We start from the raw sequence: 24,012 nt of genomic DNA on the forward strand, positions 1-24,012 counted from the left end.
TATAGACTATTTTTCGCAACTCTTTTTGCAAATAAATAAGGCAAAAATTGTGAGGTTTAGTAATTCTAAACGAACGACTTTTAACGCCGCTGTAGTAGCAAAAAGTAATGGCGAAAAAGCGTCATAGTCCTGCGGATTGAGTTTAAAATATAAACAAAGATCAATAGACCCTAAGTAATATAAATTTTTGTAGGCTGTTAATCGGTAAGAGGTAATGATGTTCTATCCGGCAAAATTTGATAAAGAGGGTGACGGTTATAATGTCACTTTTCGTGATATTCCCGAAGCGATTACTTGCGGTGATGATTTGGACGATGCATTTTTTATGGCAAAAGATGCGTTATTGACTGCAATGGATTTCTATTTTGAAGATCATCGTGCTGTGCCTTCACCAAGTGCGTTACAGGAGGGAGAATATCTGATTGAATTGCCGCTCAGTGTGGCGGCAAAAGTGTTACTGTTAAATGAAATGATCGCACAAAATATTAGTAATGTGGAATTGGCAAGGCGTATTAAAGTAAAACCGCAGGAAATGCAGCGGATCACAAATTTAAACCACAACACCAAAATTGACACGATCGGACGTGCATTTTCAGCTTTAGGCAAGAAGCTTAATTTAAGTGTTAGTTTGTTATAATGGATAACAGCGTCATTTATCGCTAACAGAAGGAAATTTATTCCCCTTGTTAGCGATACCATTTTAGAATTGCTGGATAGTATTCAATGCTTCTTCTGCGCCACGGCGGTTGCCACCATAGGGAATAACAAGAGTAAAACTGGTTTTTTGCTCGGTTAAATATTGCAATTCTAAAAAAGCAGTTTCAGTAATATGGCTGGTGGAGGTTGATTTGCTGCCGAAGTTATAACCAAATGATGAGCCAAATACCGCAACATTACCTTTATGCTTCGTCGTGGTGTGAACAGTTGATTCCCGCTCCACTTTTGCTGAAATTAATTTTTCTTTATTGAAGATAAGCGGCTCATAATCAGTTTGTTGGTTATTGATAAATAGTAATTTGTTGGCGGTATCAATGGCAAAAAGGCTAGGTGGCACTTTTGATTGCTGCGATAAGGTGGTGGAAATGCCGGATTCTCTAAGCTGTTCATTCATTAATTTCAGACAACGAGTATATTGTAGATTGGCATAGGTTAAATTGATAATACCGAAAACCAGTTTAATTAAGAACAAGGCGACAAAAATAGAGATGATTAAGGTAATAATGCCATTGGTCAGACCTTGGATAAAATTCTCGACCACAATTAAACCAAAGAAAGCAATAATAACCCAAAATAGGATACGATAAACCCAATTAACTTGGTTGAGCATTTTTAGGATTTGTTGTGATTTATTTTGTTGCATAATGATCCCTTAAAGAAGAAAATAAACAGTTTTGTTATCCTACTTTAAAGGGGGGGGGGGGATGTCAAGCGCAACGATGCTTTTATTATTAATTTGTTAATCTTAAAAGAAAAAGTGGTTTTTGAACCGATTAAATTAGCGATGGTTATTTTTTAGATAGGCAGTGCCTGGTTTGATCTTCCCCACGCCATAGCGTATATTACGCAGATTATTTTTTGCTATAAGTAGGAATCTCATGCCGTCCGTTAATCAATCGGCGTTGGTGGGTTACAGCGCAACGCAGATGTATCAATTGGTTAATAATTACGAACAATATCCGGAATTTCTGCCGGGCTGTGTTGCCAGCCAAACATTGGTTAGCAATGAAAACGAATTGACGGCGCAGTTGGTGATCTGTAAAGCCGGAATTAGCCAACAATTTACCACCCGCAATACCATGCAGCCAAATCAACAAATCAATATGACATTGGTGGAAGGGCCGTTCCGTTTCTTGCAAGGCTATTGGCGTTTTGAGGCGATTGATGAAGGCTCTTGCTATATTCGGTTAAAATTGGATTTTGAGTTCTCCAGTCTATTAATTAGTGCGGTATTCGGCAAAATTTTTGAACAGCTGACGATGAAGATGATTGAGGCGTTTAAACAACGCGCCAAAGAGGTGTACGATGTCTGAACAAACGACAGTAGACACAGCAGACAAAATGACGATTCAAATTGCGTATGCACTGCCAAACAGTTATTTTTTGCAAAGTTATCAGGTTGAACCGGGCACGATTATCCAAAATGCGATTCTACAATCGGGAATTTTGGAGCAATATAAAGAGATTGATCTGCGCAGCAATACCGTTGGTATCTTCAGTCGTTTGGCAAAATTGACCGATGTGTTGCAAGATGGCGATCGAATTGAAATTTACCGTCCGTTGCTGGCTGATCCGAAAGAGATTCGTCGCAAGCGTGCCGAGCAGCAAAAACAAGAATTAGAAGCGCAAAAGGCGCAAGAAAAACAACAACGTGCCGAAGCCAAAGCGCTGGCTAAAAAAGAAATGTCAACAGACCCTAAATTAAAAGGATAACCTTATGTCAAAAATCGCCTATTGTCTTCCGAATGAAATCAGTGCCGAGCAGTTTCTCACTGAATATTGGCAGAAAAAGCCCCTGTTGATCAAAAACGGCTTGCCGCAAATCGTTGGCTTGCTTGAGCCGCAAGATATTATTGACTTGGCACAGCAGGATGATGTGACGGCACGCTTATTGAAAACCGAACAAGATCCGCAGGGTGAAGAGCGGTGGACACTGAAAACCAGCCCATTAAATAAAAAAGATTTTAGCAAATTGCCGCCGCAGTGGTCGGTGCTGGTGCAAAATTTGGAACAGTGGTCACCGGAGTTAGGCGAATTATGGCAAGCATTTGGTTTTATTCCGCAATGGCAGCGTGACGATATTATGGTGTCGTATGCGCCGCAAGGCGGCTCGGTCGGGCGGCATTATGATGAATACGATGTATTTTTAGTGCAGGCTTACGGACATCGCCGTTGGCAATTGGGCAAATGGTGCGATCCGAGCACCGAATTTAAACCCAATCAGCCGATTCGGATTTTCGATGAGATGGGCGATTTGTTGCTGGATGAAGTGATGGCGCCGGGCGATGTGCTGTATGTGCCGTCGCGTTTGTCGCATTACGGTGTGGCGCAGGACGACTGTTTAACCGTGTCGTTCGGGTTGCGATATCCGAATTTGGGCGATTTGATTGACAATATCAATGATGCGATCTGTCACCCGACACCGCACTTTAGCCCGGCAGCATTGAATATTCCGCTGCGTTTGTCGCCAAATACTCAGCCATTGGCGCAATTGGATCCGGCAATGGTGCAGAATATGAAACAGCAATTGCTGGATCATTTGAGCCAGTCAGCAGAATTTGATCGACTATTTCAACACGCAGTGGCAACTGCGGTCAGCAGCCGTCGTTATGAATTATTGCAATCGGACGATGAATTTTATCCTGAAGAATTGAGCGAAATGTTGCAAGACGGTGCGACCATTCAGCAGGACAGCAACAGTAAAATGCTTTACACCGAACAACCGTTTGCATTGTACGTCAATGGCGAGTGGTTAGACGAGTTAAGCGAACTGGAAAGTGCGGTATTAAAAGATCTCGCTAACGGTGCGGTGTTGGATTGGCAAACGTTGCAAGGTTATGTCACGGATTTAGATGATGAAATGGCAGAGGAAGTGTTGTTAGATTCGCTGTGCAGTTGGTTGGAAAACGGTTGGTTGGTGTTGGGGGAGTAGGTTTATTTATTGCTACTGTTATTTCGCTTTGCGGTGACTTTCTTTTAAATTTTACACCCTCTAAGGTGGTTCACAAGGGAAGCAGAAAAATACGACGCAAAGTATGAGATTTTAAAAATAGAAAGAAAAATGAAAGTGAGGTGCGTTTGGTTTTAAATTCCCCATCTGTAGTGCCTGAGCGTTTGCGTGAAGATTTCAAGGTCAATTTGTTGTGTTCGAAGCCTGCGTAGCAGGCAAGTTTACAAATTGACCGTAGAAATTAGCAAAGGCGAAGAGTCGCACTACAACTGGGGTCGCCTTTCTTTGACTTACTTTTCTTTGGCGAAGCAAAGAAAAGTAAGTCGCCATCGGCGAAATCCGATAGTTAACTTAAGATAAAAGATAAAAGATAAAAATACGAAAATAATCATATAATAACGGTAATCCCATGCAAAACACCATCTACTCCGTCAGTCAACTCAATCAAACCGCACGCTTGTTGCTCGAAGGGCAGCTTGGGCATATTTGGCTGACCGGGGAGATTTCCAACTTCAGCCAACCGGTGTCCGGGCATTGGTATCTCAGCCTCAAAGATGAAAATGCGCAACTGCGCTGTGCTATGTTCCGCATGAAAAACAGTCGCGTCGGTTTTCGTCCGCAGAATGGCATGCAAGTGCTGGTGCGTGGAACAGTCAGCTTATATGAACCGCGTGGTGATTACCAACTGATCATCGACAGCATGCAGCCCGCCGGTGACGGCTTATTACAGCAACAATTTGAACAACTGAAACAAAAGCTAGCTGCTGAAGGCTTGTTTGCACAACAACTCAAAAAACCGATACCGCACTTTAATCGCCGGATTGGCATCGTCACCTCAAAAAGTGGTGCGGCGCTGCAAGATATTTTGCAGGTGCTGCAACGGCGCGATCCCAGTTTGGAAGTGGTGATCTACCCGACGCAAGTGCAAGGCAAAGATGCCACAGCGGAGATTGTCCAAATGATCGAACTGGCAAATATCCGCCAAGAAGCGGATGTGCTGATTGTCGGGCGTGGCGGCGGTTCGCTGGAAGATTTGTGGTGTTTTAACGAAGAAACGGTGGCAAGGGCGATTTTTGCCTCACAGATCCCGATTATCAGTGCCGTCGGGCATGAAACCGATGTCACTATCGCTGATTTTGTGGCTGATCTACGTGCACCAACGCCGTCAGCAGCAGCGGAGATGGTTAGCCGAGATCATAAAGAATTGCTGCAACGCTTACAATATAGCCTACAACATTTGGAAATGGCGTTTGACCGTTTGTACAGTTGCCAACAACAACGGTTGGAACGCTTAAGACTACGCCTTGCCAACCAGCATCCAAGCAAACAATTGGCATTTCAGCGCCAGCAAAGCGCACAATTGCTCTGGCGTTTAAAACAAGCGCTGACTAAACAGCTGGATCGCAACATTAATCGTCACGCCAATTTACAGCAGCGACTACAGCAAAATCCATTGCGTTACCCTATCGGACAACGGCAGCAGCATTTGCAACAATGGAAAGTGCGGTTAGCAACCGCGATTGAAAAGAATATGAGTGTTAAACAGTACCAATTTTCCGGCGTTTGTGCCAAGCTGAACAGTTTAAGCCCGTTGAATGTGTTGGCGCGCGGGTATTCGATCAGCCAAAATGCACAAGGCAAGGCAATTGTCGACAGCCGTCAGTTGTGTTTGGGTGACAACATCACCACTCGTTTCAGCCGTGGCGCAGTGGTGAGCCGCGTGATTGACATTTCGCCGGATACATCGGACGCATAGTGGCGCTTAAGCAAATTTTAACTAATTTTTGCTATGTTTTAATCGCAAACTCACTATAATAGTCGCCCGCTAATCGCTTTTACGTTATTTATAGCAATATTTACTCACAGGAACATAGTATGTCAAAAATGAAAGATACACGTGAGCGCCTGTCGCATATCACTCTCTCACTGCATTGGCTAATTGCCTTTTTTATCCTTGGTTTGATGACCTTAGGGGTTTATATGACCGAAACCAGCCGTTATGATTTGTACCCAACCCATAAATCTTTGGGCATTTTTATCTTTTTCTTTATTGTGATCCGTGTGTTATGGCGCTGGAAAAACGGCTGGCCGCAACCCGTTGCGCAACACAAAAACTGGGAAGAGGCTTTGGCAAAATTAGTGCATTGGGTGTTGATTTTAGGCACATTGGCATTCCCGATTTCCGGCATGCTTTTCTCTATCGGTGGCGGACATGGACTGCAGATATTTGGTTTAGATCTCGTGTCGGCGAATCTGGTGGACGGTCAGCGCCAAATGTTAAATCCAGACTTGGCGAGTATTGCCGGTGAAGTTCACGAAAGCCTGCTGCCAATTATGCTGGCAGCGATTTTGTTGCATGTTGCTGGCGCATTGAAACACCATATTATTGATAAAAACAATACCTTAAAACGGATGCTGGGTTTTAAAAACCAATAATCATCACATCACCTGACGGGCGGCAATTGCCGCCCTGATTATTTTCTTAAGAATAGATTTCACCGCATTTTGCTTGCGTATCTGTCAGAGATCGCACCACTCCTCATATTTTTCCAATAAAAGATCCTAATTATTGCGATTTGGATCGCAGGAAAATATTGAAAACATTTTCCTCATTATTTTTACTTTTATGCTTTCACTGAAACAGAGAGGGAATTATTGATTTTCGTACTTGGTACGAGTATTATAAATTTAATTGGAAATCGCTATCGTGGCAGAAAAATTCTTAACGTTTATTGAAACCCCGATTTTTACTGAAGATCGAAAAGCTTTGCTATCGGAAGATGAATATCGGCAATTTCAAGAGTATTTGCTGGAGCATTATGATCTCGGCGATATTATGCCTCAGACAGGTGGGTGTCGAGAAATTCGCTGGAAGCTGAGAGATAACCATAGAGGGAAAAGTGCTGGTGTGCGGATTATTTATTATCTGCTGATGCCGAAAGAGCGGTTGTATCTATTGATGATGTATCCTAAAAGTGCAAAACAAAATTTGACTATGTCAGAAAAGTGGATATTAAAGCAACTTACTGCACAATTAAAAGAGGAAAAATAACCATGAAAGCGCATTTTTTCGAGCGTTTAAAAACCAGCGTAGAGCAAATGATCGCAATTGAAACAGGCGAGTTGAACGTTGCAGAAGAATATATTCACACGGTAAAAATTCCCGATGTAAAAAATTTGCGAATAGCTCAGCGGTTAAAACAGCAGGAGTTTGCTCAAATGCTAGGCGTTAGTCTTTCTTTGGTGCAATCATGGGAGTTGAATCGCCGGATTCCAAATGGTCCGGCACTCAAGCTGTTGATTATGCTTGAGCGTCAACCACAACTGTTTGAAACCTTAAAAGCATTATAACCGCGCTATTTTAGCAAATGCCTCAAGCTCGGCTTCGCAACCAACCTTTCAATCGTTCCACGCCTTCGCGCATATGGGCAATCTCACGGGTGTAGGCAAAACGCAGGTAGTGCTTTGTGCCATTTGTGCCGAAGTCGATGCCTGGGGTGGCGGCCACTTGGATCTCAGCCAGCATTTCTTTGGCGAAGCGATAACTGTCATCGGTGTAATGCGATACGTCCGCCCACAGATAAAACGCCCCTTGCGGTTTAAATTCGATGGTAAAAAGCTGTTTGAGTTCGTTATATAGATAGTCCCGTCGTTCACGGAACGTGCTTTGGATTTGGGTTAAATACCCATGATCAAACGCTTCTAATGCGCCGTATTGGCTCAAGGTCGGTGCACAGATAAAGATATTCTGTGCAATAATTTCCGCTTCCCGCACTTTGTGTTGCGGCACGATAATCCAGCCTAAGCGCGCACCGGGCATGCAGAAATATTTGGAAAAACCGTTGATCACATACGCATCAGGATTGAATTGCAGTGCGGTGGCGGCTTGTTCTTCATAGACTAAGCCGTGATACAGTTCGTCGGAAATAAACGCGATTTCATGCTGACGGCAATATTCATTTAAGGCTTGCAAATTTTCAGCGCTGTAAATATTACCAGTCGGATTGGCAGGGGAAGAAATCTGCAAGGCGCGGATTTTTTCAGCTTGCGCTTGCAGTTGTGCGACAGTTAATTGATAGCAACTGCTTTTATCAACCGCTATAAAGTGCGGTTCGACTTCCATCATGTGGGCAAAATTTTTGTAGCACGGATAAGCAGGATCGGTTAAACCCAGTTTATCGCCGTCTGCCAGCGTCAACGCATAAGCAATCAAAAAAGCGCCGCTGGTGCCCGGTGTGAGCAGCACACGTTCCGGGGCGATGTCGATTTGATAAGTGGTGCGATAATATTGGCAAATTTTCTCACGCAGCGCATATAAGCCTAAACTTTCGGTGTAGCTGAAACGGTTATCTTCGACCGCACTTTGTAATGCGGCTTTCACCTTAGGTGACGGCGGCAAATCGGGTTGCCCGATTTCAAAATGAATAGCATTTGGGTATTTCCCTGCTTCACGCACAATATCCATTACAATAAATGCACTCATTTTGTCATACCGCATCATCTATCCTTGCTTGTCAATAAAAAATTGTTGCCATGCTACGGCAATCACGGCAGGAGCTCAAGCCCAATGTACGAAAAAATAGCAGCGGAAAAAAGCGAAAGAAAAAATTCACAACTCAAATGAAGATCTGTATAATCCGAGCGCAATATTTTTACTTCAACTTTCCAATCAGAGAGATATTGCCATGCTAAGAGTCGTGAAAGAAGCCTTAACCTTCGATGATGTTTTATTGCTTCCTGCCCATTCCACTGTGTTGCCTAATACCGCAGATTTATCCACTTATTTGACCAAAGACATCCGCTTAAATATTCCGGTTTTATCGGCGGCGATGGACACCGTCACCGAAGCAAAATTGGCGATCTCCCTTGCGCAAGAGGGCGGTATCGGTTTTATCCATAAAAACATGAGCATCGAACGCCAAGCGGATCGCGTGCGCCGTGTGAAAAAATTTGAAAGCGGGATTGTGAGCGATCCGATCACAGTGCGCCCAGACATGAGTTTGCGTGATTTGGCCGTATTAAGCAAAAAGAATGGCTTTGCTGGCTATCCGGTCACCACTGAAAATGGCGAATTGGTCGGAATTGTCACCGGGCGAGATGTGCGTTTTGTGACCGACTTGGATCGTCCGGTGACGTCGGTGATGACGACGAAAGAGCGGTTGGTGACAGTGAAAGAAAATGAGCCGCGTGAAGAGGCGTTTTCGTTAATGCACGCTCATCGGATTGAAAAAGTGTTGGTGGTCAACGATGCATTTAAGCTGGTTGGTATGATCACCCTTAAAGATTACCAAAAAGCCGAAAGTAAACCGAATGCCTGTAAAGACAAATTTGGCCGCTTGCGAGTCGGGGCAGCCGTTGGTGCCGCACCAGGTAATGAAAGCCGAATTGAGGCGTTGGTAGAAGCCGGCGTTGATGTGCTGTTGATTGATTCCTCGCACGGCCATTCCGAAGGTGTGTTGCAACGGGTGCGTGAAACCCGTGCCAAATATCCTGAACTAGCGATTGTGGCGGGCAACGTCGCAACCGCAGCCGGTGCGATTGCGTTGGCGGATGCTGGAGCAAGTGCGGTCAAAGTTGGGATTGGACCGGGATCAATTTGTACTACACGTATTGTAACCGGTGTTGGCGTGCCGCAAATCACCGCAATCGCTGATGCAGCAGAAGCGTTGCAAGGGCGTGGTATTCCGGTGATCGCTGACGGTGGCATTCGGTATTCCGGTGATTTGGCAAAAGCCATTGCCGCCGGCGCATCTTGCGTGATGATGGGATCAATGTTGGCAGGCACGGAAGAAGCGCCGGGCGAAATCGAACTGTATCAAGGCCGTGCGTTTAAAGCTTATCGTGGCATGGGTTCATTAGGTGCGATGACCAAAGGTTCATCCGATCGCTATTTCCAATCAGATAATGCTGCCGATAAACTCGTGCCGGAAGGGATTGAAGGGCGTATTCCATACAAAGGGCTGTTGAAAGAGATTATCCATCAGCAAATGGGCGGCTTGCGTTCGTGCATGGGCTTAACCGGCTGTGCCACGATCGAAGAACTGCGCACCCAAGCGGAATTCGTCAAAATTAGCGGCGCCGGTATCAAAGAGAGCCATGTGCATGATGTCACGATTACCAAAGAAGCGCCGAATTATCGTTCGCTATAAGGCTTGAAGTGCGGTTGAATTTTATCTTAGCGCTTCATTCAACCGCATCTTTTATTAACCGCTTTTTTTATCGCATAGTAAGTATCGCACAGTAAATATCGCATAGTAAGGAAATAAGATGAGCCGCACATTCAGGATTAAAAATAAAAAGCCCTTATTTAGAAAGATGAAAATAATGACAGTCGATGAAGTCACCTCATTAGTCGATAATTTATCAATTTATGATTTTCCAACTGAGCAAGATCAATTCGACGCATTATTGGTGAAACCATTAGATGAATTTGAATGTGTACATCTGGGCGAAGAAGGAAAGAGTTGCCGCACTTTTGAACTCTCTTATTCGATAGAAACCGCAAGCTATGACGTTCGGGTTTTTACTCCTAGCACAAGAACCGATTGGAAAATTGCCATCAATTTTATCCAAACTTTAGCAGAGCATTTAAATACCAAGGTTGTTGATGAAGAAGGCATTTGTTATTCAGCGGATAATATCAGCTATAATTACGAAAACGATATTCTTTTCGGCATCAAAAACTTAATCAATCCTGAATATAAAGGCTATACTATTTTCGGTATCAATCATCCTGTTTCCTTTAGCTCTGATATGGTTGAAAAACTAAAAAATGCAGATGATAGAATTCAAGTGTTCGAAGATATTTTTTATGAAAACCAATATTTGGATGCCTATTTTGCCAAGCAGCGTTTTTATCAAAAAGATGATGACCAACAAATCATCGCTGCTTATAGCTTGACGCAACAAACTGAAACTATTCTGCCTTACGAACCCTCAGTAGAATTTAGTAATTTACACTTTATCAAAGATGAAGAAATTAGTCAGTGGCTGATAACATTGGTTGTTTTTGAAGATGCCGATGATGCTGAAACGTATTCTATGCTGGGGGAACTCAATTATTTTGATTTCATTAAGCGACTACCAAAAAATAAATACCGTCATATTGATGATAAATATATTCTTGTTGACGGAATGACAAAACAGGAGTTGGGAAATTTACTGACATAACATTTTGGCATGATGCAACGGATTGAATGTGACGCTCGACACTCTTTATCCAATTCGAATGTTAGACACACTAAGTTGCTATTCGCTCAATTACCATCGTTTGCGGAATAAATCCAATTTTTAACTCAAAGGGAAAACATGAACAACATTCACCAACATAAAATTTTAATTCTGGACTTCGGTTCGCAATATACCCAACTGATTGCCCGTCGGGTGCGTGAAATCGGAGTTTATTGCGAATTGTGGGCTTGGGATGTTTCTGAGCAGGATATTCGTGATTTTAATCCTAGCGGGATTATTCTTTCCGGTGGTCCGGAAAGCACCACCGAAGATAACAGCCCGCGTGCGCCAGCGTATGTGTTTAACGCCGGCGTACCGGTGCTGGGTATTTGCTATGGCATGCAAACCATGGCAATGCAGTTGGGCGGTTTGACTGAAAATTCTGATCACCGTGAATTTGGTTATGCTTCTGTGGAATTGCAAGCGGCGGACAGTTTGTTTGCTAATTTACAAGATAGTTTGTCTAACAGTGGACAAGCGCAGCTGGATGTCTGGATGAGCCACGGTGACAAAGTGACTCGCCTGCCGCAAGATTTCCAAATCACCGCCATCACACCCACCTGCCCGATTGCGGCGATGTCGGACGAAAACCGCCGTTTCTATGGTGTGCAATTCCACCCGGAAGTCACCCACACCAAGAGCGGTCTGGCACTATTGCAAAATTTCGTCCTGAAGATTTGCGGCTGTGAAAACCGCTGGACGGCAGAAAATATTATCGAAGATGCCGTGGCACGCATTAAAGCGCAAGTGGGCGATGACGAAGTGATCTTGGGCTTGTCTGGCGGCGTGGATTCGTCAGTGACCGCACTTTTATTGCACCGTGCGATTGGCAAAAATTTACATTGCGTGTTTGTCGATAACGGTTTGCTGCGTTTGCACGAAGCGGAGCAAGTGATGGAGATGTTCGGCGATAAATTCGGGCTGAATATTATCCATGTCAATGCCGAAGATCGTTTTTTAAATGAGTTGGCAGGTGTCGCTGATCCGGAAGCCAAACGTAAAGTGATCGGCAAAGTGTTTGTTGACGTGTTTGACGAAGAATCGCATAAACAAGCCAATGTGAAATGGTTGGCACAAGGCACGATTTATCCCGATGTGATCGAATCCGCCGCCTCAAAAACCGGCAAAGCACATGTGATTAAATCACACCATAATGTTGGTGGCTTGCCGGATTATATGAAGTTGGGTTTGGTTGAGCCATTAAAAGAGCTGTTTAAAGACGAAGTACGTAAAATTGGTTTGGCTCTGGGGTTACCATATGAAATGCTATACCGTCACCCATTCCCAGGGCCGGGCTTAGGCGTGCGGGTGTTGGGCGAAGTGAAAAAAGAGTATTGCGATATTCTGCGCCGTGCCGATGCGATTTTTATCGAAGAGTTGCACAACGCCGATTGGTATCACAAAGTCAGCCAAGCTTTCACCGTGTTCCTGCCAGTGAAATCGGTTGGCGTGATGGGCGACGGGCGCAAATATGATTGGGTTGTCTCGATTCGCGCCGTGGAAACCATTGATTTCATGACCGCTCATTGGGCGCACTTGCCGTATGATTTGCTTGGTAAAATCTCCAATCGTATCATCAATGAAGTGAGCGGCATTTCGCGCGTGGTGTATGATATCAGTGGTAAACCGCCTGCGACGATCGAGTGGGAATAATATTCCATTATTTCAGCAGTTCATAGCATTTCAAAACCCATCTTAAAGCCTGTAATACAGGCTTTAAGATTATCGACAAACCAACTAACCGTAAAAAATTAGTGGGTTTGTCAGCAGTCTGAAATGTTGGATGATATTGGGAAAGTTGCAATTCTGGTAACACTTGTTATGCTGTATGGCAAAGATCCTATGTATTTGAAAATAGTTAATTCGGCATTTTTACTGGCAGGTGTTTATACTTGTCTTTTGGGCGAGCTGCTATTCAGAAAATTAGCCATAAAAAAGGAGAATGCAAAATGAACATCACATTAGGTTTAGCAATCTTTGCTCTTATTGGCATTTTCTTTGCTGTGATGGCAAATAAAATTTATAATGAAACGAAATAAAAATATTAATTTCATAAGCAAGCATCGCATTGGCGGTGTTTTTTATCAAACATGCTGCAAAACGCCATCCTCCAGGGCAGGACATGCCCGTAGCGTCTATGAAGTGAACGACAATAGTCGTCAGCAGTAGTAATTTCCCGACTTTAGGCGGAGAGGATGTCAATTTTAGCAACAATAGAGAACTGATGATGGCGATGAAAAAATTTAAGAACACAGCAGTAACACTCTTGGCAGGTCTTGGCGTGCTGGGCGGTGCGAATGCTGCGCTTTATCAAGAAGTTTCTACATCGGTTGAACAAATCAGTAGTTTGAGTTCAACGCAGGGGCGGAGTGTTGATGTTTTTTCGGCGGTTAATCGGCTTGTTGCCTCAATGCAAAAAATGAATCTGACGGTGAAAGCAAAATTAAAGCGAATTGATCAAGATGAGTTTGAACATCTCTTGTTCATCAAACAATCACTTGATTTAGGGTTTTATATTCTGACGCAACGTTATGAAGACGAAATTTATACGCAATTCACCTCAGAATTTCGTGCATTTTCCGCAGCAAGGACACAATTCAAAATGTACTTGCTTCAAGTTCAAGAACGGTTATACGGCGTTGAAATTGCGCAGTTTGATGATATTTCTTTGACGGAGCAAGATGTGCAGGAAATGAATCAAGCTGTGAATCAGCAGTATGGTGTGAGTTGATGTCAGCACACATCTTCTTACATTCTGATTTAGTCAATATTCCCCACATTGAAAAAATTGCGATTGGTGTTGCATTATTTCACGATACTGGGCGTTATCCTGATTTTCTTGGGCATTACGGTGGATTTGAGTTAAACCCGAAAGCCGTTGAAAGCCAGTTGCATAAGTTGCATATTGCCCTGTATCAAAGTGATTGGAATTTGAAGTCTTGGCAGCGTAATGGCTCACGCCGAACCAGTGATAATTTTGTGGTTTATACCCAGCATTTTTTCTGTGAAGATTGCTTTCAACTCCTTGGCATTGTGACGCCGGAAGCGCACGCCAAAATAGATTCGCTATTGACGGCGTTTATTGACAAAGCGGAACAGTTTCATTGTAGGAGAAGAACTGAATTACTCGAACAACCGCACTATTTAAGTCAAAATAACGTGGCAAAAACAATAAAATTAACCCCTTGATATGGGGAAATGAAAAACAACTTATTCGGGGTTGTTTAATTAGTGGATTACTATATATGATTGAGTATAAATAACCTTTACAACCAATAAATTAGCCTCGAATTTCGAGGCTTTTTTATGATTGCTGTTTTTGGCTTCTAAACAATTCCCATTCTTCGATCACACGTCCGTCCGGTAAATGACAGAGAGCATATTGGTTACCGTCTTTATCTTGTTTCATTTCCAGTTTACCGCCTTGCTGCACGCAATATTCAGAAGCAGGATTGGGCATACCGATAGCGGGCGTTTCGTTGTGCTCGGCTGTGCAAGCGGTAAGCATCGCACTGGTGGAAAGGGCTAGGATACGTTTTTTCATTTTTACTCCGTTTTCTTACAATAATAGCTCAAAGATAATGATTGGGCGTATAATAACACAAAATAACGGTTTAAATATCGTACACTCAAATTCAACTATTGTTGAATTTATCAAAGTTTGTTACATTGAGTGCGGTTTTTCTATCTGGGAGAATATGATGAAGGTCGTGGTTTATAGCACCAAAAAATATGATAAAAACTATTTTGAACTGGTCAATGTTAAATATGGTTTTGAGCTGGAATTTTATGACTTCTTACTCAACGATCGCACCGCTAAAATGGCGGAAGGAGCAGATGCAGTCTGTATTTTTGTCAACGATATTGCTGATCGTCATGTGTTGCAGAAATTGGCGCAAATTGGGGTTAAATTTGTGGCACTGCGTTGTGCTGGTTTTAATAATGTTGATTTGCAGGCGGCGAAAGAGTTTGGTTTGAAAGTGGTGCGTGTGCCAGCCTATTCGCCGGAAGCAGTGGCGGAGCATACGGTCGGGTTGATGTTGGCCTTGAATCGTCGGATTAATAAAGCCTATAACCGTACTCGTGATGCCAATTTTTCGTTGGAAGGGTTGATAGGCTTTAATATGCACGGGCGTACTGCCGGGGTGATCGGCAGCGGAAAAATTGGAGTCGCGGTGATGCGAATTCTGAAAGGCTTCGGCATGAATATTCTGACTTATGATCCCTTTCTCAACCCGGCGGCGGTTGAGTTGGGGGCGGAATATGTCGATTTGGATACGTTGTATGCCCAGTCACAGGTGATCACCTTGCATTGTCCGGCAACGGCTGAGAATCATCATCTGTTAGATAAAGAGGCTTTTGCCAAAATGCGAGACGGCGTGTTGATTGTGAATACCAGTCGTGGTTCGTTGATTAATACCACCGATGCCCTGCAAGCCTTAAAGAGCCGTAAAATTCGTGGTTTAGGGATTGATGTGTATGAAAATGAGCGTGATTTGTTCTTTGAAGACAAATCGAATGAAGTGATTCTGGACGATACCTTCTCGCTGTTAGCCGCGTCACACAATGTGTTGATGACCGGACACCAAGCGTTTTTAACCGAAGAGGCGCTGACCAGTATTGCCGAAGTGACACTGCATAATATTGCCGACTTAGTCAGAAATATTGAAAGCCCAAATGAAGTAAAAAGTTGATTATTTAGCATGCCAGATAGTTGAGATGGGCGTAAAATAGCAGAATCAGATGATATAAATCGGTAAAAGCGATAGGATTATTTTAGGATATGCCTTGAAAATCCGCACAGAAGCGCTTATCTTATACCGTACTGAAATAGTCAAGTAAATAGTATAAACAGTTAACCTAAGGAAAATACAATGAGTGAAGTAGTACATGCCACTGATGCCAGTTTTGAACAAGATGTTTTACAATCCAACCTGCCGGTTGTTTTGGATTTTTGGGCGCCATGGTGCGGTCCTTGTAAAATGATCGCCCCGATTCTGGATGATATTGCCGCGGAATTGGACGGAAAAGTGAAAGTGGTGAAGATCAATGTTGATGAAAGTCAGCAAGTTGCAGCAAAATTTGGCGTGCGTAGCATTCCAACCTTAGTGATCTTTAAAGAAGCAAAAGCAGTGGCGACTCAAGTCGGTGCGTTACCAAAGAATCAATTAATTGCGTTGATTGAGAAGTCTATCGCTTAATTAATCAACGATTCTTCAGCAATCCCCTTAGTTCGTTTGATCTAAGGGGATTTTTTATGGATTGTGCTGTTTTAGTAGTTGATGCCACAGTCCAGACAATAGATATATTGTCCTTTCGGATCATTGAAATGTTTTAGCAAGCCTAATTGGCTTTTTATAGGTTTCACTTGCTGTGGCGTCACCCCGAAAAGCGACAATACCGCACTTTGTATCTTGCTTTGACTACGGTTCAAGAAACGGCTGATTAAATCCGGCTGTTCATCGACAAACCATTGTAACGGAAGAGAATCGATTTCCGCACTGCCTGCAGAACGACGTTCATTCACCAGTTTTAAAGCGGTATCAATCGCACTGTCAAAATCCCCCAATTCATCGACCAATTTGTTTTTTAAGGCGTCTTGTCCTAGCCAAATTCGCCCTTGTGCAATTTCATCCACCTGCGTTTTCGTTAATTTGCGGCTGTCGGCAACAATCTGCAAAAATTTATCATAGCCGTGTTCGACGCCTAGCTGGAAGTATTGACTTAATTCTGGCGATAAATTCTGTGCCAGATTCTGTTCGGCTAGCGGACCGGTACTGACGCCGTCACTGTTAATTCCCCAGTTATTTAAAGTATTTTCCAGCGTGAAAAATGCTGAGAAAACGCCGATTGAACCGGTCAAGGTGTTTGGATTGGCAACAATATGGTCGGATTCGGTTGCAATCCAATAGCCACCAGATGCAGCCAAACCACCCATGGAGACGACTACCGGAATACCTTGTTGGCGTAGTTCAACTAATTTTTGGCGGATCACTTCGGAAGCCACCATGCTGCCACCGGGAGAATTAATTCGCAAAATAACAGCTTTGACAAGGCGGTCACGCATAGCATTTTCCAGCAAGGCGGCAATACTGTCGCCCCCGACTGAAGTATCTGTGCTGACACCATCGATAATCTCACCCTCGACATTGACCACGGCAATTTTGCCAGTCGCCGGATCACTGCTACGATCAGGTAGCGTTGCCAGATAATCGCTAAACAGAGTGTATTGGTAGTCGCTGCGATCAGAATTAAAACCAAAAATATCGCTAAGTTTGTGGCTGATGTTGCCGTTATTCATCACGGCATTAACCAAGCCGCGTTGTTTAGCATATTCAGTGCCGTCGCCGTTTAGGGCTTTCAGTTGCTGCAAAAATGTTTGTGGCGTAGGCGATACCGCACTTTGTTCAATCCCACGGTTTTTGGCAACCAGAGCTAAATAGTTATTCCACATTTGCTCCACCCAAAGGCGGTTGTTGGCTTTAGCTTCCGTAGACATATCATTGCGCAGAAAAGGCTCCACCGCGGATTTGTAGGTTCCGACCCGGAAAATATGTGGCGTAATCTCTAATTTGTCGATTAATGATTTGAAATACAAGCTATTTTGAGTCAAGCCAAAAATACTGACATCACCCAGCTGATTGATATAAATTTCATCAGCATAACTTGCCAGCAGGTATTGCGCTTGCGAGTAGCGAGAGGAGATCGCATAGATCGGTTTATTTTGTGCTTTAAACTCGGTGAGTGCCTGCCCGATAAATTGTAGTGATGGGATATCACCGCCTTCAAAATAGTTCAAATCCAGCACAATACCTTGGATTTTATCGTCAACGGCAGCGTGCTGGATAACATCAACCACATCGAAAGTTGAGATTTGCTGCGGAATCTGGCGCTGGTCAAATTCACGTAAGGCGTCTAATAAGCTACTTTCTGGGCGGTTGTCGGCAAGATAGCCGTCTAAGTTTAGTAATAATGCGCCCTCTTTAATGGTTGGTGTGGTGCTTGAGGAGTGTAGAAATATGCCGACCAAGCTAAAACAGAGTAGTACAAACAGAATAAAAAAGACATTGATCACTAAGTCACGGACAAAGCAAAGTCCGCGCCACAGCAATTTAATCAGTCTTGCCAAAGCCCTCATTCGGATCTCCTTAAAAAAAGAATAATTCTTAATTAAATGAAAATGGTATATATTGTAGCAATAATTTTTACCGAATGAAGCAAAGAATTGAGTGGATAAAGGAGATCAAGATGGATGCGTTGGAATTATTGCTAAGTCGTCGTTCAAATAAAAAATTAGTTGCGCCAGCACCGCAGGGCGAACAGTTGGACAATATTCTGCAAGCGGCATTGCATGCGCCGGATCATGGTCGCTTGACGCCTTATCGTTTTGTGATCATTGAAAAGCAGGGGCAAGATGTGTTGGAGCAATTGCTGCAAAGTGCGGTCGAAGAGCTGAATTTGGGCGAAGAGCGTAAGAAAAAAGCCACAGATGTCAGCCATCGCGCGCCGATGATTATCGCGGTGATCGCTAAAATTAATAATGAGATTGGCAAAGTGCCGGGCTGGGAACAAATGTTGACGGCAGGCTGCGCCACTTATGCGATGCAGCTTGCTGCCAATGCACAGGGATTTGACAATGTTTGGGTCAGCGGCCCTTGGATTGACGGCACGGAATTGCGCCAAGCGTTCGGCTGTGAAGCACAGGATAAAGTGATTGCGTTACTGATGTTAGGTACTGCGGAACAAAAATTGGAAAAAGCCAAAATCCATGATGTATCGCCGTATGTCAGCTATCTTTAGTTTGCGGAATTTTTTATGGAACAGCGCTGAACCGCACTTTTGCAATAGACAAATGAATTACATCCAATTCAATTGTTTCAGAATCACAATCCCGATCGATGAACCGAACATGGCTGCGAAGGTGGTGATGCCAATAATATTGGCGGCGGTTTTGGCATAGCCGCCCATACTCCTGACCATCGCATAACTGGCTGCCGCTGCTGGCGTGGCAGACATCAGAAAAATAACACCGAGATCAATTCCCTGCAAACCAAAGGCTCGTCCAATCAATACCATCATCAGCGGCGCAAGCAACACTCGCCCGATACTCGACCAGATCGCCACTTGTGAGGAAGCGTCCATATTTCTCAGATTCAAACTAGCACCGGCGCAAAGCAGTGCCAGCGGTAATGTCATATCCGCCAGATAATCAGCGGTGCTGATCAGCGTCTGTGGCAGGCTGAAACCTAAATGGGTGAAAATTAATGCGGCAATAATCGATAAAATCAGCGGATTTTTAATCAACTGTTTGAAAATATAGATAAAATTGGTTTTTCCACCTTCTGCTAAAGAACGACTAAGAGTGATCACCGCCAGCACGTTAAACAGCAACGTGATAATTGCAGTATAAACCGAAGCAATTGCCAAGCCGGCAGAACCGTAAGCATTGGCACAGAGTGATAAGCCGATGATGCCGCTGTTGGCACGGAACACGCCTTGCACAAATGTGCCGCGCTCTTTTTTGTCGTTGATATAACGGGCGGCAAACAGTTCTGCCAAGATAAACAGGATTAACGTACCCAAAATACCGATGCTGACCACGCTGAGCTGCGAGCCGTAATCGGTTGGGTTTTTGATGATGCTGAGGAAAAGCAGCGCCGGCAGGGTGATGTTAAACACCAGCTTTGAGCCTTGATTGCTGAAATGCTCATTGATCATGCCGATTTTTTTCAGATAGATACCCAAGATCAGCATTAAAATATTCGGCAGGGTTACACTTGCCGAAAATAACATTGAGGCGACAAATCCACTTTCCATCATGTTCCCATCTAGTGATAGTGTGCCAAAACCGCCCGTTTAAGGGCGGGGCAGTGACTATTTTTTCGCTTTTTTGATAAATTTCATCAAGCGTTTACGTTTGCGCAGTTGGTTCGGTGTCAAGCTGTTGCGCCGTCCGGCAAATGGATTACTGCCTTCTTGGAATTGAATCCGAATAGGAGTACCGATAATTTTCAAACTACGGCGATAGTAGTTGGATAAATAGCGTTTGTAAGAGTCGGCAAGTTTGTCCAACTGATTGCCGTGAATCACAATAATCGGCGGGTTATGCCCGCCTGGGTGGGCATATTTCAGCTTAATTCGTCTGCCGGAAGCAAGCGGCGGCTGGTGTTCGTCGGTCGCCATTTGCAAAATGCGAGTCAACATCGAAGTGGAGAAACGCTTGGTGGCACATTGATAAGCCTCTTGTACCGATTCAAACAGATTGCCGACACCGCTGCCGTGCAGGGCGGAAATAAAATGAATTCGTGCAAAATCAATGAAGTCCAGACGGCGATCCAACTCAGATTTGATCTGATCCTTGGCATCTTGGCTTAAGCCGTCCCATTTATTGACCACAATCACCAGCGAACGTCCGGCATTCAGAATAAAGCCGAGCAGCGACAAATCTTGATCGGAAATGCCTTCACGGGCGTCAATGGTCAGCAGCACCACATTGGCATCTTGAATTGCTTGCAGGGTTTTGATCACCGAAAACTTTTCTACTGCAAGCGTGACTTTACCACGTTTGCGCACTCCGGCAGTGTCGATAATAGTATATTGTTGACCGTCACGCTCCATCGGAATATAGATACTGTCGCGCGTGGTACCGGGCAAGTCGTAAACCACCACCCGATCTTCGCCTAAAATGCGATTGGTTAAAGTCGATTTACCGACATTTGGGCGCCCGACAATCGCAATTTTGATATTTTTATGCAGATCTTGTGTTGCGGTTTCGTCATTTTGCTCTTCTGCCAGCACTTGATCTAAAAGTGCGGTATCTTCTTCATTATTGAAGTCAAAATCCTGATCCCATTCCTGATCCTCAACCGCACTTTGATGCTGCTGCTCATTTTCAGATTGCTGTAATTGCTCGGCAAATGGCGCCAGCACATCTTCGATTAAGTTGTTGACGCCACGTCCTTGTGCCGCAGCGATTTGCGCAATTTCACCCAAACCCAATTGATAAAATTCAGCACAGTGTGAATCGGCATCAATACCATCGGTTTTGTTGGCAACCACCACCGTTGTTTTTTCCCGCTGGCGCAGATAATTGGCAATGCCGATATCCGGCGGCGTTAAGCCGGCACGGGCATCCACCATAAACAGCACCACATCGGCTTCTTCAATTGCCAACAGCGACTGTTCCGCCATTTTCTCTTCCACACCTTCTTCCGTGCCGTCGATACCGCCGGTGTCGATCACAATAAAATCATGCCCAGCAATATGCGCATGGCCATATTTGCGATCGCGAGTCAGTCCGGGAAAATCGGCGACCAATGCATCACGCGTGCGGGTCAAGCGGTTGAACAGAGTGGATTTGCCTACGTTAGGGCGCCCGACTAGGGCAACTACAGGAGTCATATAAAACCTCGATGGACGAAAGCTGTCGTCATTTTTATTATGGGGTGATGGGCAAGATGATACCGAATTTTCAGGGTGGCGAATAGTGAAAGTTATCAATTAAACGGCGTTTCGCCTATGTGTTCTTGCTTAATTTAGAAAAATAAAAAGCCCGACATTAATATATCGGGCTGAAAAATGGCGGAATGGACGGGACTCGAACCCGCGACCCCCTGCGTGACAGGCAGGTATTCTAACCAACTGAACTACCACTCCACATTTAATAATATGAGTTTTGAAGCAATAAAAAACGCACAGTCTTAACGTTAATGTATGAACTATGCGTTCTAAAATTATTGGCGGAATGGACGGGACTCGAACCCGCGACCCCCTGCGTGACAGGCAGGTATTCTAACCAACTGAACTACCACTCCGCGATTAAGTGAGGCGAATGATAAAGGGCTATGCGGTTGCAGTCAACCCTTTTTTTTAAAACTATTTTCAATTGCTTAATCCATAAGCGAATCGCAGCAAAACCGCACTTTTTGGCGCTTTAACGTGAAAGGAGATTACGCTTAATGCTCGCTGCGTTTCAACCAAATACAGTTATTGCGGCTTTTCTTTTGCAGCAGCTCAAAGTAGTTTTGATGCGCTTGCTGTTCTTCAGCATCAGGTAAAATGGTGCGTAGTGTTGCGCTTTTTAATGTCGTTAGATGGTTATTTGTTGAAGCGTTTGAATTCGATGCCGTATGAGGTATGTTTTCGATAGAGTGTTCTTCGTCAAATAGACTGACTTGACCACCGGTCATTTGCAAATACACATCGGCTAAAATCTCGGCATCGAGCAGCGCCCCATGTAGGCTGCGCTTGCTGTTGTCGATATTTAAGCGATCGCATAGCGCATCCAAATTATTGCGTTTGCCCGGATACATTTTGCGTGCCATCGCTAGGCTGTCGGTGATTAAGCTGATTTTGTGAGTTTTAATCTGTTTGGTGGCAGCCAGTTTGCTAAATTCGTAATCCATGAAACCCACATCGAAGGGGGCGTTGTGGATAATCAATTCGGCATCGCGGATAAATTCGATAAATTCAGCAGCAATGTCGGCAAAGGGCGGTTTGTCCGCCAGCATTTCATCGGTGATGCCGTGCACTTTAATCGCTTCAGGATCGACTTCGCGATCCGGTTTGATATAAACATGAAAAGTGCGTCCGCTCGGGCGGCGGTTGATCAACTCGACAGCACCGATCTCGATAATGCAATGTCCCTCGTAGTGCGCACCGAACTGGTTCATGCCGGTGGTTTCAGTATCCAGCACCACTTGGCGCTGCGGTATGATTTGAGGTGTAGTTTCTGTTGTCATAGGTTTTACTGTAAAAGATATCGGGTTAAAAACATGCCAAATTTGATTCATTGTAATTGAATCGAACGATTTTAGGCAACCGATACGTTTGCAGCTAGGGAATTTTAGCAAATTAAGCTATGATTTCAGAATTAAATTGAATGTTGACAAGAATTCGGCAAGATGATGAAACAGATAGAGATATACACAGATGGTTCCTGTTTGGGTAATCCCGGTCCGGGGGGGATCGGGGTATTGCTGCGCTATAAACAGCATGAAAAAACCATTTCGCAAGGTTACCGGTTAACCACCAACAATCGCATGGAGCTGTTGGCGGTGATTGTGGCGTTGGAGAGTTTAACTGAGAGTTGTAAAGTGCGGTTGTACAGTGACAGCCAATATATGAAAAACGGCATCAATCAATGGATCCACAATTGGAAACGCAACAACTGGCTGACCAGCAACAAAAAAGCGGTTAAAAATCAAGATTTATGGCAACGGCTCGACCAAGCGATTCAGCGACATCAAATTCACTGGCAATGGGTCAAAGGGCACGCCGGACACCTAGAAAATGAGCAAGTTGACCAATTGGCAAGGCAAGGGGCAGAAGCGCCGAACCAAGAGGACTCCGGCTATCAGCCGGATTGAATACGGCAACGCTCTTTAGAGCGCGTTAACACATTGGCAGGCGCAAACACCGGCGCTTTGAACCGCACTTTTTGCGGATTGAGCGTGAGCGGAATAGTGCGTTTTCGAGCCACAATCACCGCCAACTGTCCGTGATTACGATAAAAGCGATGACAAAAGTGCGGTATCGCCGATGATTTGGCGAGGGTGGTTTGCTGCACAATTTCAAAATTCAGCAATTCCAGCCAATCGATAATCCGCCAAGTGAGGTATTTTCGGATCTGCCAACGATGTGGTGTGCTGTGGTTTTTCAGCCCTAGATGGTGTTTAAACAGCAACGAGCTGCATGGATTAAATAAGGAAATAAACAGATAGCCGTCTTCGCTTAACACGCGAGTGGCTTCACGCAGCAACTGGTGCGGATCTTGGCTGAAATTTAGCGTGTTTGCCAACAAGCAGGCGTCTATCGCATTTTCATAAAACGGCAAATGAGTTGGGCAGGCTTGTACGATGGAATGGTGGTCTAAAGTGGCATGCTGCGGTAAATCGGGATAGAGTGCAATTGCGTGCTGATTGGGGCAGTCCCATTCCAATTCGGCACTTAAACCACCGATTTTCAAAATATGCTGACCGTACACCTTAGCAAACCAAGGTTTAAAATAGTCATTCAGTGTTTTACAATAATAATCACCCTGCTTCAGCTGCTGCCAAGAGGTTGGCAAGGGCAGAGAATACGGATATTTTGCGCGCCATTTCATCAATTGATCA

At 44.3% G+C, this 24,012-nt stretch carries 25 protein-coding genes and 2 tRNA genes; 17 read left to right on the forward strand and 10 right to left on the reverse strand.

The window, feature by feature from the left end; all coding sequences use genetic code 11:
- The first annotated feature begins 214 nt into the window (after window positions 1-214).
- Window positions 215-637, forward strand: a complete 423-nt coding sequence (locus FHQ23_RS10695) for a type II toxin-antitoxin system HicB family antitoxin (protein WP_139614314.1) — start codon at window positions 215-217, stop codon at window positions 635-637.
- 63 nt (window positions 638-700) lie between these two features.
- Here the strand turns inward: FHQ23_RS10695 and FHQ23_RS10700 are convergent, their stop codons facing one another.
- Window positions 701-1,360 (reverse strand): hypothetical protein, encoded by a 660-nt coding sequence (locus tag FHQ23_RS10700; protein ID WP_139614315.1) that lies wholly within the window; start codon window positions 1,358-1,360, stop codon window positions 701-703.
- Window positions 1,361-1,595: 235 nt separating this feature from the next.
- Between FHQ23_RS10700 and FHQ23_RS10705 the strand changes: the two genes are divergently transcribed.
- The 7 genes from FHQ23_RS10705 to nadS all read left to right on the forward strand — a co-directional run bounded on the left by FHQ23_RS10705 (window position 1,596) and on the right by nadS (window position 7,018).
- Entirely contained in the window at window positions 1,596-2,030 is a 435-nt protein-coding gene (locus FHQ23_RS10705; RefSeq protein ID WP_139614316.1) for a type II toxin-antitoxin system RatA family toxin, read from the forward strand.
- Window positions 2,023-2,430 (forward strand): RnfH family protein, encoded by a 408-nt coding sequence (locus FHQ23_RS10710; RefSeq protein WP_176552309.1) that lies wholly within the window; start codon window positions 2,023-2,025, stop codon window positions 2,428-2,430. Before FHQ23_RS10705 ends, FHQ23_RS10710 begins: the two co-directional genes overlap by 8 nt.
- Before the next feature lie 4 nt (window positions 2,431-2,434).
- Window positions 2,435-3,649 (forward strand): ribosomal protein uL16 3-hydroxylase, encoded by a 1,215-nt coding sequence (locus FHQ23_RS10715; RefSeq protein WP_139614317.1) that lies wholly within the window; start codon window positions 2,435-2,437, stop codon window positions 3,647-3,649.
- Window positions 3,650-4,076: 427 nt separating this feature from the next.
- Window positions 4,077-5,423, forward strand: a complete 1,347-nt coding sequence (gene xseA, locus FHQ23_RS10720; protein WP_139614318.1) for an exodeoxyribonuclease VII large subunit — start codon at window positions 4,077-4,079, stop codon at window positions 5,421-5,423.
- Window positions 5,424-5,542: 119 nt separating this feature from the next.
- A complete protein-coding gene (locus FHQ23_RS10725) occupies window positions 5,543-6,103 on the forward strand; it encodes a cytochrome b (RefSeq protein WP_267963695.1) in 561 nt (186 codons plus the stop codon).
- Between the two features lie 271 nt (window positions 6,104-6,374).
- Window positions 6,375-6,719, forward strand: a complete 345-nt coding sequence (locus FHQ23_RS10730; RefSeq protein WP_267963696.1) for a hypothetical protein — start codon at window positions 6,375-6,377, stop codon at window positions 6,717-6,719.
- A 2-nt stretch (window positions 6,720-6,721) separates the two neighbouring features.
- Window positions 6,722-7,018, forward strand: coding sequence for a NadS family protein (nadS, locus tag FHQ23_RS10735; protein ID WP_139614319.1), 297 nt, complete (start codon window positions 6,722-6,724; stop codon window positions 7,016-7,018).
- A 22-nt stretch (window positions 7,019-7,040) separates the two neighbouring features.
- On the opposite strand, the gene FHQ23_RS10740 is transcribed toward nadS, so the two are convergent.
- Complete coding sequence (locus tag FHQ23_RS10740) at window positions 7,041-8,150, reverse strand: pyridoxal phosphate-dependent aminotransferase (RefSeq protein WP_267963697.1); 1,110 nt, start codon at window positions 8,148-8,150, stop codon at window positions 7,041-7,043.
- Window positions 8,151-8,352: 202 nt separating this feature from the next.
- On the opposite strand from FHQ23_RS10740, the gene guaB reads away from it, so the two are divergent.
- The 5 genes from guaB (at window position 8,353) to FHQ23_RS10765 (ending at window position 14,086) form a co-directional block, all read left to right on the forward strand.
- The gene (guaB, locus tag FHQ23_RS10745; protein WP_139614321.1) at window positions 8,353-9,816 is read left to right on the forward strand and encodes an IMP dehydrogenase; all 1,464 of its coding nucleotides are present in this window, start codon (window positions 8,353-8,355) and stop codon (window positions 9,814-9,816) included.
- A 118-nt stretch (window positions 9,817-9,934) separates the two neighbouring features.
- Entirely contained in the window at window positions 9,935-10,837 is a 903-nt protein-coding gene (locus FHQ23_RS10750; protein WP_139614322.1) for a DUF4299 family protein, read from the forward strand.
- A 138-nt stretch (window positions 10,838-10,975) separates the two neighbouring features.
- On the forward strand, window positions 10,976-12,550 hold the full coding sequence (guaA, locus tag FHQ23_RS10755; RefSeq protein ID WP_139614323.1) for a glutamine-hydrolyzing GMP synthase: 1,575 nt from the start codon (window positions 10,976-10,978) through the stop codon (window positions 12,548-12,550).
- Window positions 12,551-13,121: 571 nt separating this feature from the next.
- Window positions 13,122-13,628, forward strand: coding sequence for a hypothetical protein (locus FHQ23_RS10760; protein ID WP_139614324.1), 507 nt, complete (start codon window positions 13,122-13,124; stop codon window positions 13,626-13,628).
- Window positions 13,628-14,086 (forward strand): type II toxin-antitoxin system YafO family toxin, encoded by a 459-nt coding sequence (locus FHQ23_RS10765; protein WP_139614325.1) that lies wholly within the window; start codon window positions 13,628-13,630, stop codon window positions 14,084-14,086. The genes FHQ23_RS10760 and FHQ23_RS10765 overlap by 1 nt, the downstream gene beginning before the upstream one ends.
- Before the next feature lie 115 nt (window positions 14,087-14,201).
- On the opposite strand, the gene FHQ23_RS10770 is transcribed toward FHQ23_RS10765, so the two are convergent.
- The gene (locus tag FHQ23_RS10770; protein ID WP_139614326.1) at window positions 14,202-14,441 is read right to left on the reverse strand and encodes a putative hemolysin; all 240 of its coding nucleotides are present in this window, start codon (window positions 14,439-14,441) and stop codon (window positions 14,202-14,204) included.
- A 157-nt stretch (window positions 14,442-14,598) separates the two neighbouring features.
- Here FHQ23_RS10770 and FHQ23_RS10775 point away from each other — a divergent pair, with 157 nt between their 5' ends.
- Complete coding sequence (locus FHQ23_RS10775) at window positions 14,599-15,591, forward strand: 2-hydroxyacid dehydrogenase (protein ID WP_139614346.1); 993 nt, start codon at window positions 14,599-14,601, stop codon at window positions 15,589-15,591.
- A gap of 180 nt (window positions 15,592-15,771) precedes the next feature.
- Window positions 15,772-16,098 carry a thioredoxin gene (gene trxA, locus FHQ23_RS10780; protein ID WP_139614327.1) on the forward strand — a complete coding sequence of 109 codons (327 nt, stop codon included), beginning with the start codon at window positions 15,772-15,774 and terminating at the stop codon, window positions 16,096-16,098.
- Window positions 16,099-16,169: 71 nt separating this feature from the next.
- Here the strand turns inward: trxA and sppA are convergent, their stop codons facing one another.
- A complete protein-coding gene (gene sppA, locus FHQ23_RS10785) occupies window positions 16,170-18,035 on the reverse strand; it encodes a signal peptide peptidase SppA (RefSeq protein ID WP_139614328.1) in 1,866 nt (621 codons plus the stop codon).
- 110 nt (window positions 18,036-18,145) lie between these two features.
- On the opposite strand from sppA, the gene FHQ23_RS10790 reads away from it, so the two are divergent.
- On the forward strand, window positions 18,146-18,697 hold the full coding sequence (locus FHQ23_RS10790; protein WP_139614329.1) for an NAD(P)H nitroreductase: 552 nt from the start codon (window positions 18,146-18,148) through the stop codon (window positions 18,695-18,697).
- A 57-nt stretch (window positions 18,698-18,754) separates the two neighbouring features.
- On the opposite strand, the gene FHQ23_RS10795 is transcribed toward FHQ23_RS10790, so the two are convergent.
- The 5 genes from FHQ23_RS10795 to dnaQ form a co-directional block, all read right to left on the reverse strand.
- Complete coding sequence (locus tag FHQ23_RS10795; protein ID WP_442805436.1) at window positions 18,755-19,717, reverse strand: AEC family transporter; 963 nt, start codon at window positions 19,715-19,717, stop codon at window positions 18,755-18,757.
- A gap of 54 nt (window positions 19,718-19,771) precedes the next feature.
- Complete coding sequence (gene der / locus FHQ23_RS10800) at window positions 19,772-21,298, reverse strand: ribosome biogenesis GTPase Der (RefSeq protein WP_139614331.1); 1,527 nt, start codon at window positions 21,296-21,298, stop codon at window positions 19,772-19,774.
- Window positions 21,299-21,476: 178 nt separating this feature from the next.
- Window positions 21,477-21,553: transfer RNA gene (locus FHQ23_RS10805), tRNA-Asp, on the reverse strand.
- 81 nt (window positions 21,554-21,634) lie between these two features.
- Window positions 21,635-21,711: transfer RNA gene (locus tag FHQ23_RS10810), tRNA-Asp, on the reverse strand.
- A 141-nt stretch (window positions 21,712-21,852) separates the two neighbouring features.
- Window positions 21,853-22,638 carry a DNA polymerase III subunit epsilon gene (dnaQ, locus tag FHQ23_RS10815; protein WP_139614332.1) on the reverse strand — a complete coding sequence of 262 codons (786 nt, stop codon included), beginning with the start codon at window positions 22,636-22,638 and terminating at the stop codon, window positions 21,853-21,855.
- 162 nt (window positions 22,639-22,800) lie between these two features.
- Between dnaQ and rnhA the strand changes: the two genes are divergently transcribed.
- Window positions 22,801-23,265 carry a ribonuclease HI gene (rnhA, locus tag FHQ23_RS10820; protein ID WP_139614333.1) on the forward strand — a complete coding sequence of 155 codons (465 nt, stop codon included), beginning with the start codon at window positions 22,801-22,803 and terminating at the stop codon, window positions 23,263-23,265.
- On the opposite strand, the gene FHQ23_RS10825 is transcribed toward rnhA, so the two are convergent.
- Complete coding sequence (locus FHQ23_RS10825; RefSeq protein ID WP_139614334.1) at window positions 23,253-24,002, reverse strand: methyltransferase domain-containing protein; 750 nt, start codon at window positions 24,000-24,002, stop codon at window positions 23,253-23,255. The genes rnhA and FHQ23_RS10825 overlap by 13 nt on opposite strands.
- Window positions 24,003-24,012 lie beyond the last annotated feature (10 nt).

The organism is Testudinibacter crocodili (assembly GCF_006228025.1).
Taxonomy (GTDB): Bacteria; Pseudomonadota; Gammaproteobacteria; order Enterobacterales; family Pasteurellaceae; genus Chelonobacter.

Bases quoted from the DNA above. Each gene is read 5' to 3' on its own strand.
- FHQ23_RS10695 (WP_139614314.1), top strand. From the start codon at position 215: ATGATGTTCTATCCGGCAAAATTTGATAAAGAGGGTGACGGTTATAAT.
- FHQ23_RS10700 (WP_139614315.1), bottom strand. From the start codon at position 1,360: ATGCAACAAAATAAATCACAACAAATCCTAAAAATGCTCAACCAAGTT.
- FHQ23_RS10705 (WP_139614316.1), top strand. From the start codon at position 1,596: ATGCCGTCCGTTAATCAATCGGCGTTGGTGGGTTACAGCGCAACGCAG.
- FHQ23_RS10710 (WP_176552309.1), top strand. From the start codon at position 2,023: ATGTCTGAACAAACGACAGTAGACACAGCAGACAAAATGACGATTCAA.
- FHQ23_RS10715 (WP_139614317.1), top strand. From the start codon at position 2,435: ATGTCAAAAATCGCCTATTGTCTTCCGAATGAAATCAGTGCCGAGCAG.
- xseA (WP_139614318.1), top strand. From the start codon at position 4,077: ATGCAAAACACCATCTACTCCGTCAGTCAACTCAATCAAACCGCACGC.
- FHQ23_RS10725 (WP_267963695.1), top strand. From the start codon at position 5,543: ATGTCAAAAATGAAAGATACACGTGAGCGCCTGTCGCATATCACTCTC.
- nadS (WP_139614319.1), top strand. From the start codon at position 6,722: ATGAAAGCGCATTTTTTCGAGCGTTTAAAAACCAGCGTAGAGCAAATG.
- FHQ23_RS10740 (WP_267963697.1), bottom strand. From the start codon at position 8,150: ATGAGTGCATTTATTGTAATGGATATTGTGCGTGAAGCAGGGAAATAC.
- guaB (WP_139614321.1), top strand. From the start codon at position 8,353: ATGCTAAGAGTCGTGAAAGAAGCCTTAACCTTCGATGATGTTTTATTG.
- FHQ23_RS10750 (WP_139614322.1), top strand. From the start codon at position 9,935: ATGAGCCGCACATTCAGGATTAAAAATAAAAAGCCCTTATTTAGAAAG.
- guaA (WP_139614323.1), top strand. From the start codon at position 10,976: ATGAACAACATTCACCAACATAAAATTTTAATTCTGGACTTCGGTTCG.
- FHQ23_RS10760 (WP_139614324.1), top strand. From the start codon at position 13,122: ATGATGGCGATGAAAAAATTTAAGAACACAGCAGTAACACTCTTGGCA.
- FHQ23_RS10765 (WP_139614325.1), top strand. From the start codon at position 13,628: ATGTCAGCACACATCTTCTTACATTCTGATTTAGTCAATATTCCCCAC.
- FHQ23_RS10770 (WP_139614326.1), bottom strand. From the start codon at position 14,441: ATGAAAAAACGTATCCTAGCCCTTTCCACCAGTGCGATGCTTACCGCT.
- FHQ23_RS10775 (WP_139614346.1), top strand. From the start codon at position 14,599: ATGAAGGTCGTGGTTTATAGCACCAAAAAATATGATAAAAACTATTTT.
- trxA (WP_139614327.1), top strand. From the start codon at position 15,772: ATGAGTGAAGTAGTACATGCCACTGATGCCAGTTTTGAACAAGATGTT.
- sppA (WP_139614328.1), bottom strand. From the start codon at position 18,035: ATGAGGGCTTTGGCAAGACTGATTAAATTGCTGTGGCGCGGACTTTGC.
- FHQ23_RS10790 (WP_139614329.1), top strand. From the start codon at position 18,146: ATGGATGCGTTGGAATTATTGCTAAGTCGTCGTTCAAATAAAAAATTA.
- FHQ23_RS10795 (WP_442805436.1), bottom strand. From the start codon at position 19,717: ATGATGGAAAGTGGATTTGTCGCCTCAATGTTATTTTCGGCAAGTGTA.
- der (WP_139614331.1), bottom strand. From the start codon at position 21,298: ATGACTCCTGTAGTTGCCCTAGTCGGGCGCCCTAACGTAGGCAAATCC.
- dnaQ (WP_139614332.1), bottom strand. From the start codon at position 22,638: ATGACAACAGAAACTACACCTCAAATCATACCGCAGCGCCAAGTGGTG.
- rnhA (WP_139614333.1), top strand. From the start codon at position 22,801: ATGATGAAACAGATAGAGATATACACAGATGGTTCCTGTTTGGGTAAT.
- FHQ23_RS10825 (WP_139614334.1), bottom strand. From the start codon at position 24,002: ATGAAATGGCGCGCAAAATATCCGTATTCTCTGCCCTTGCCAACCTCT.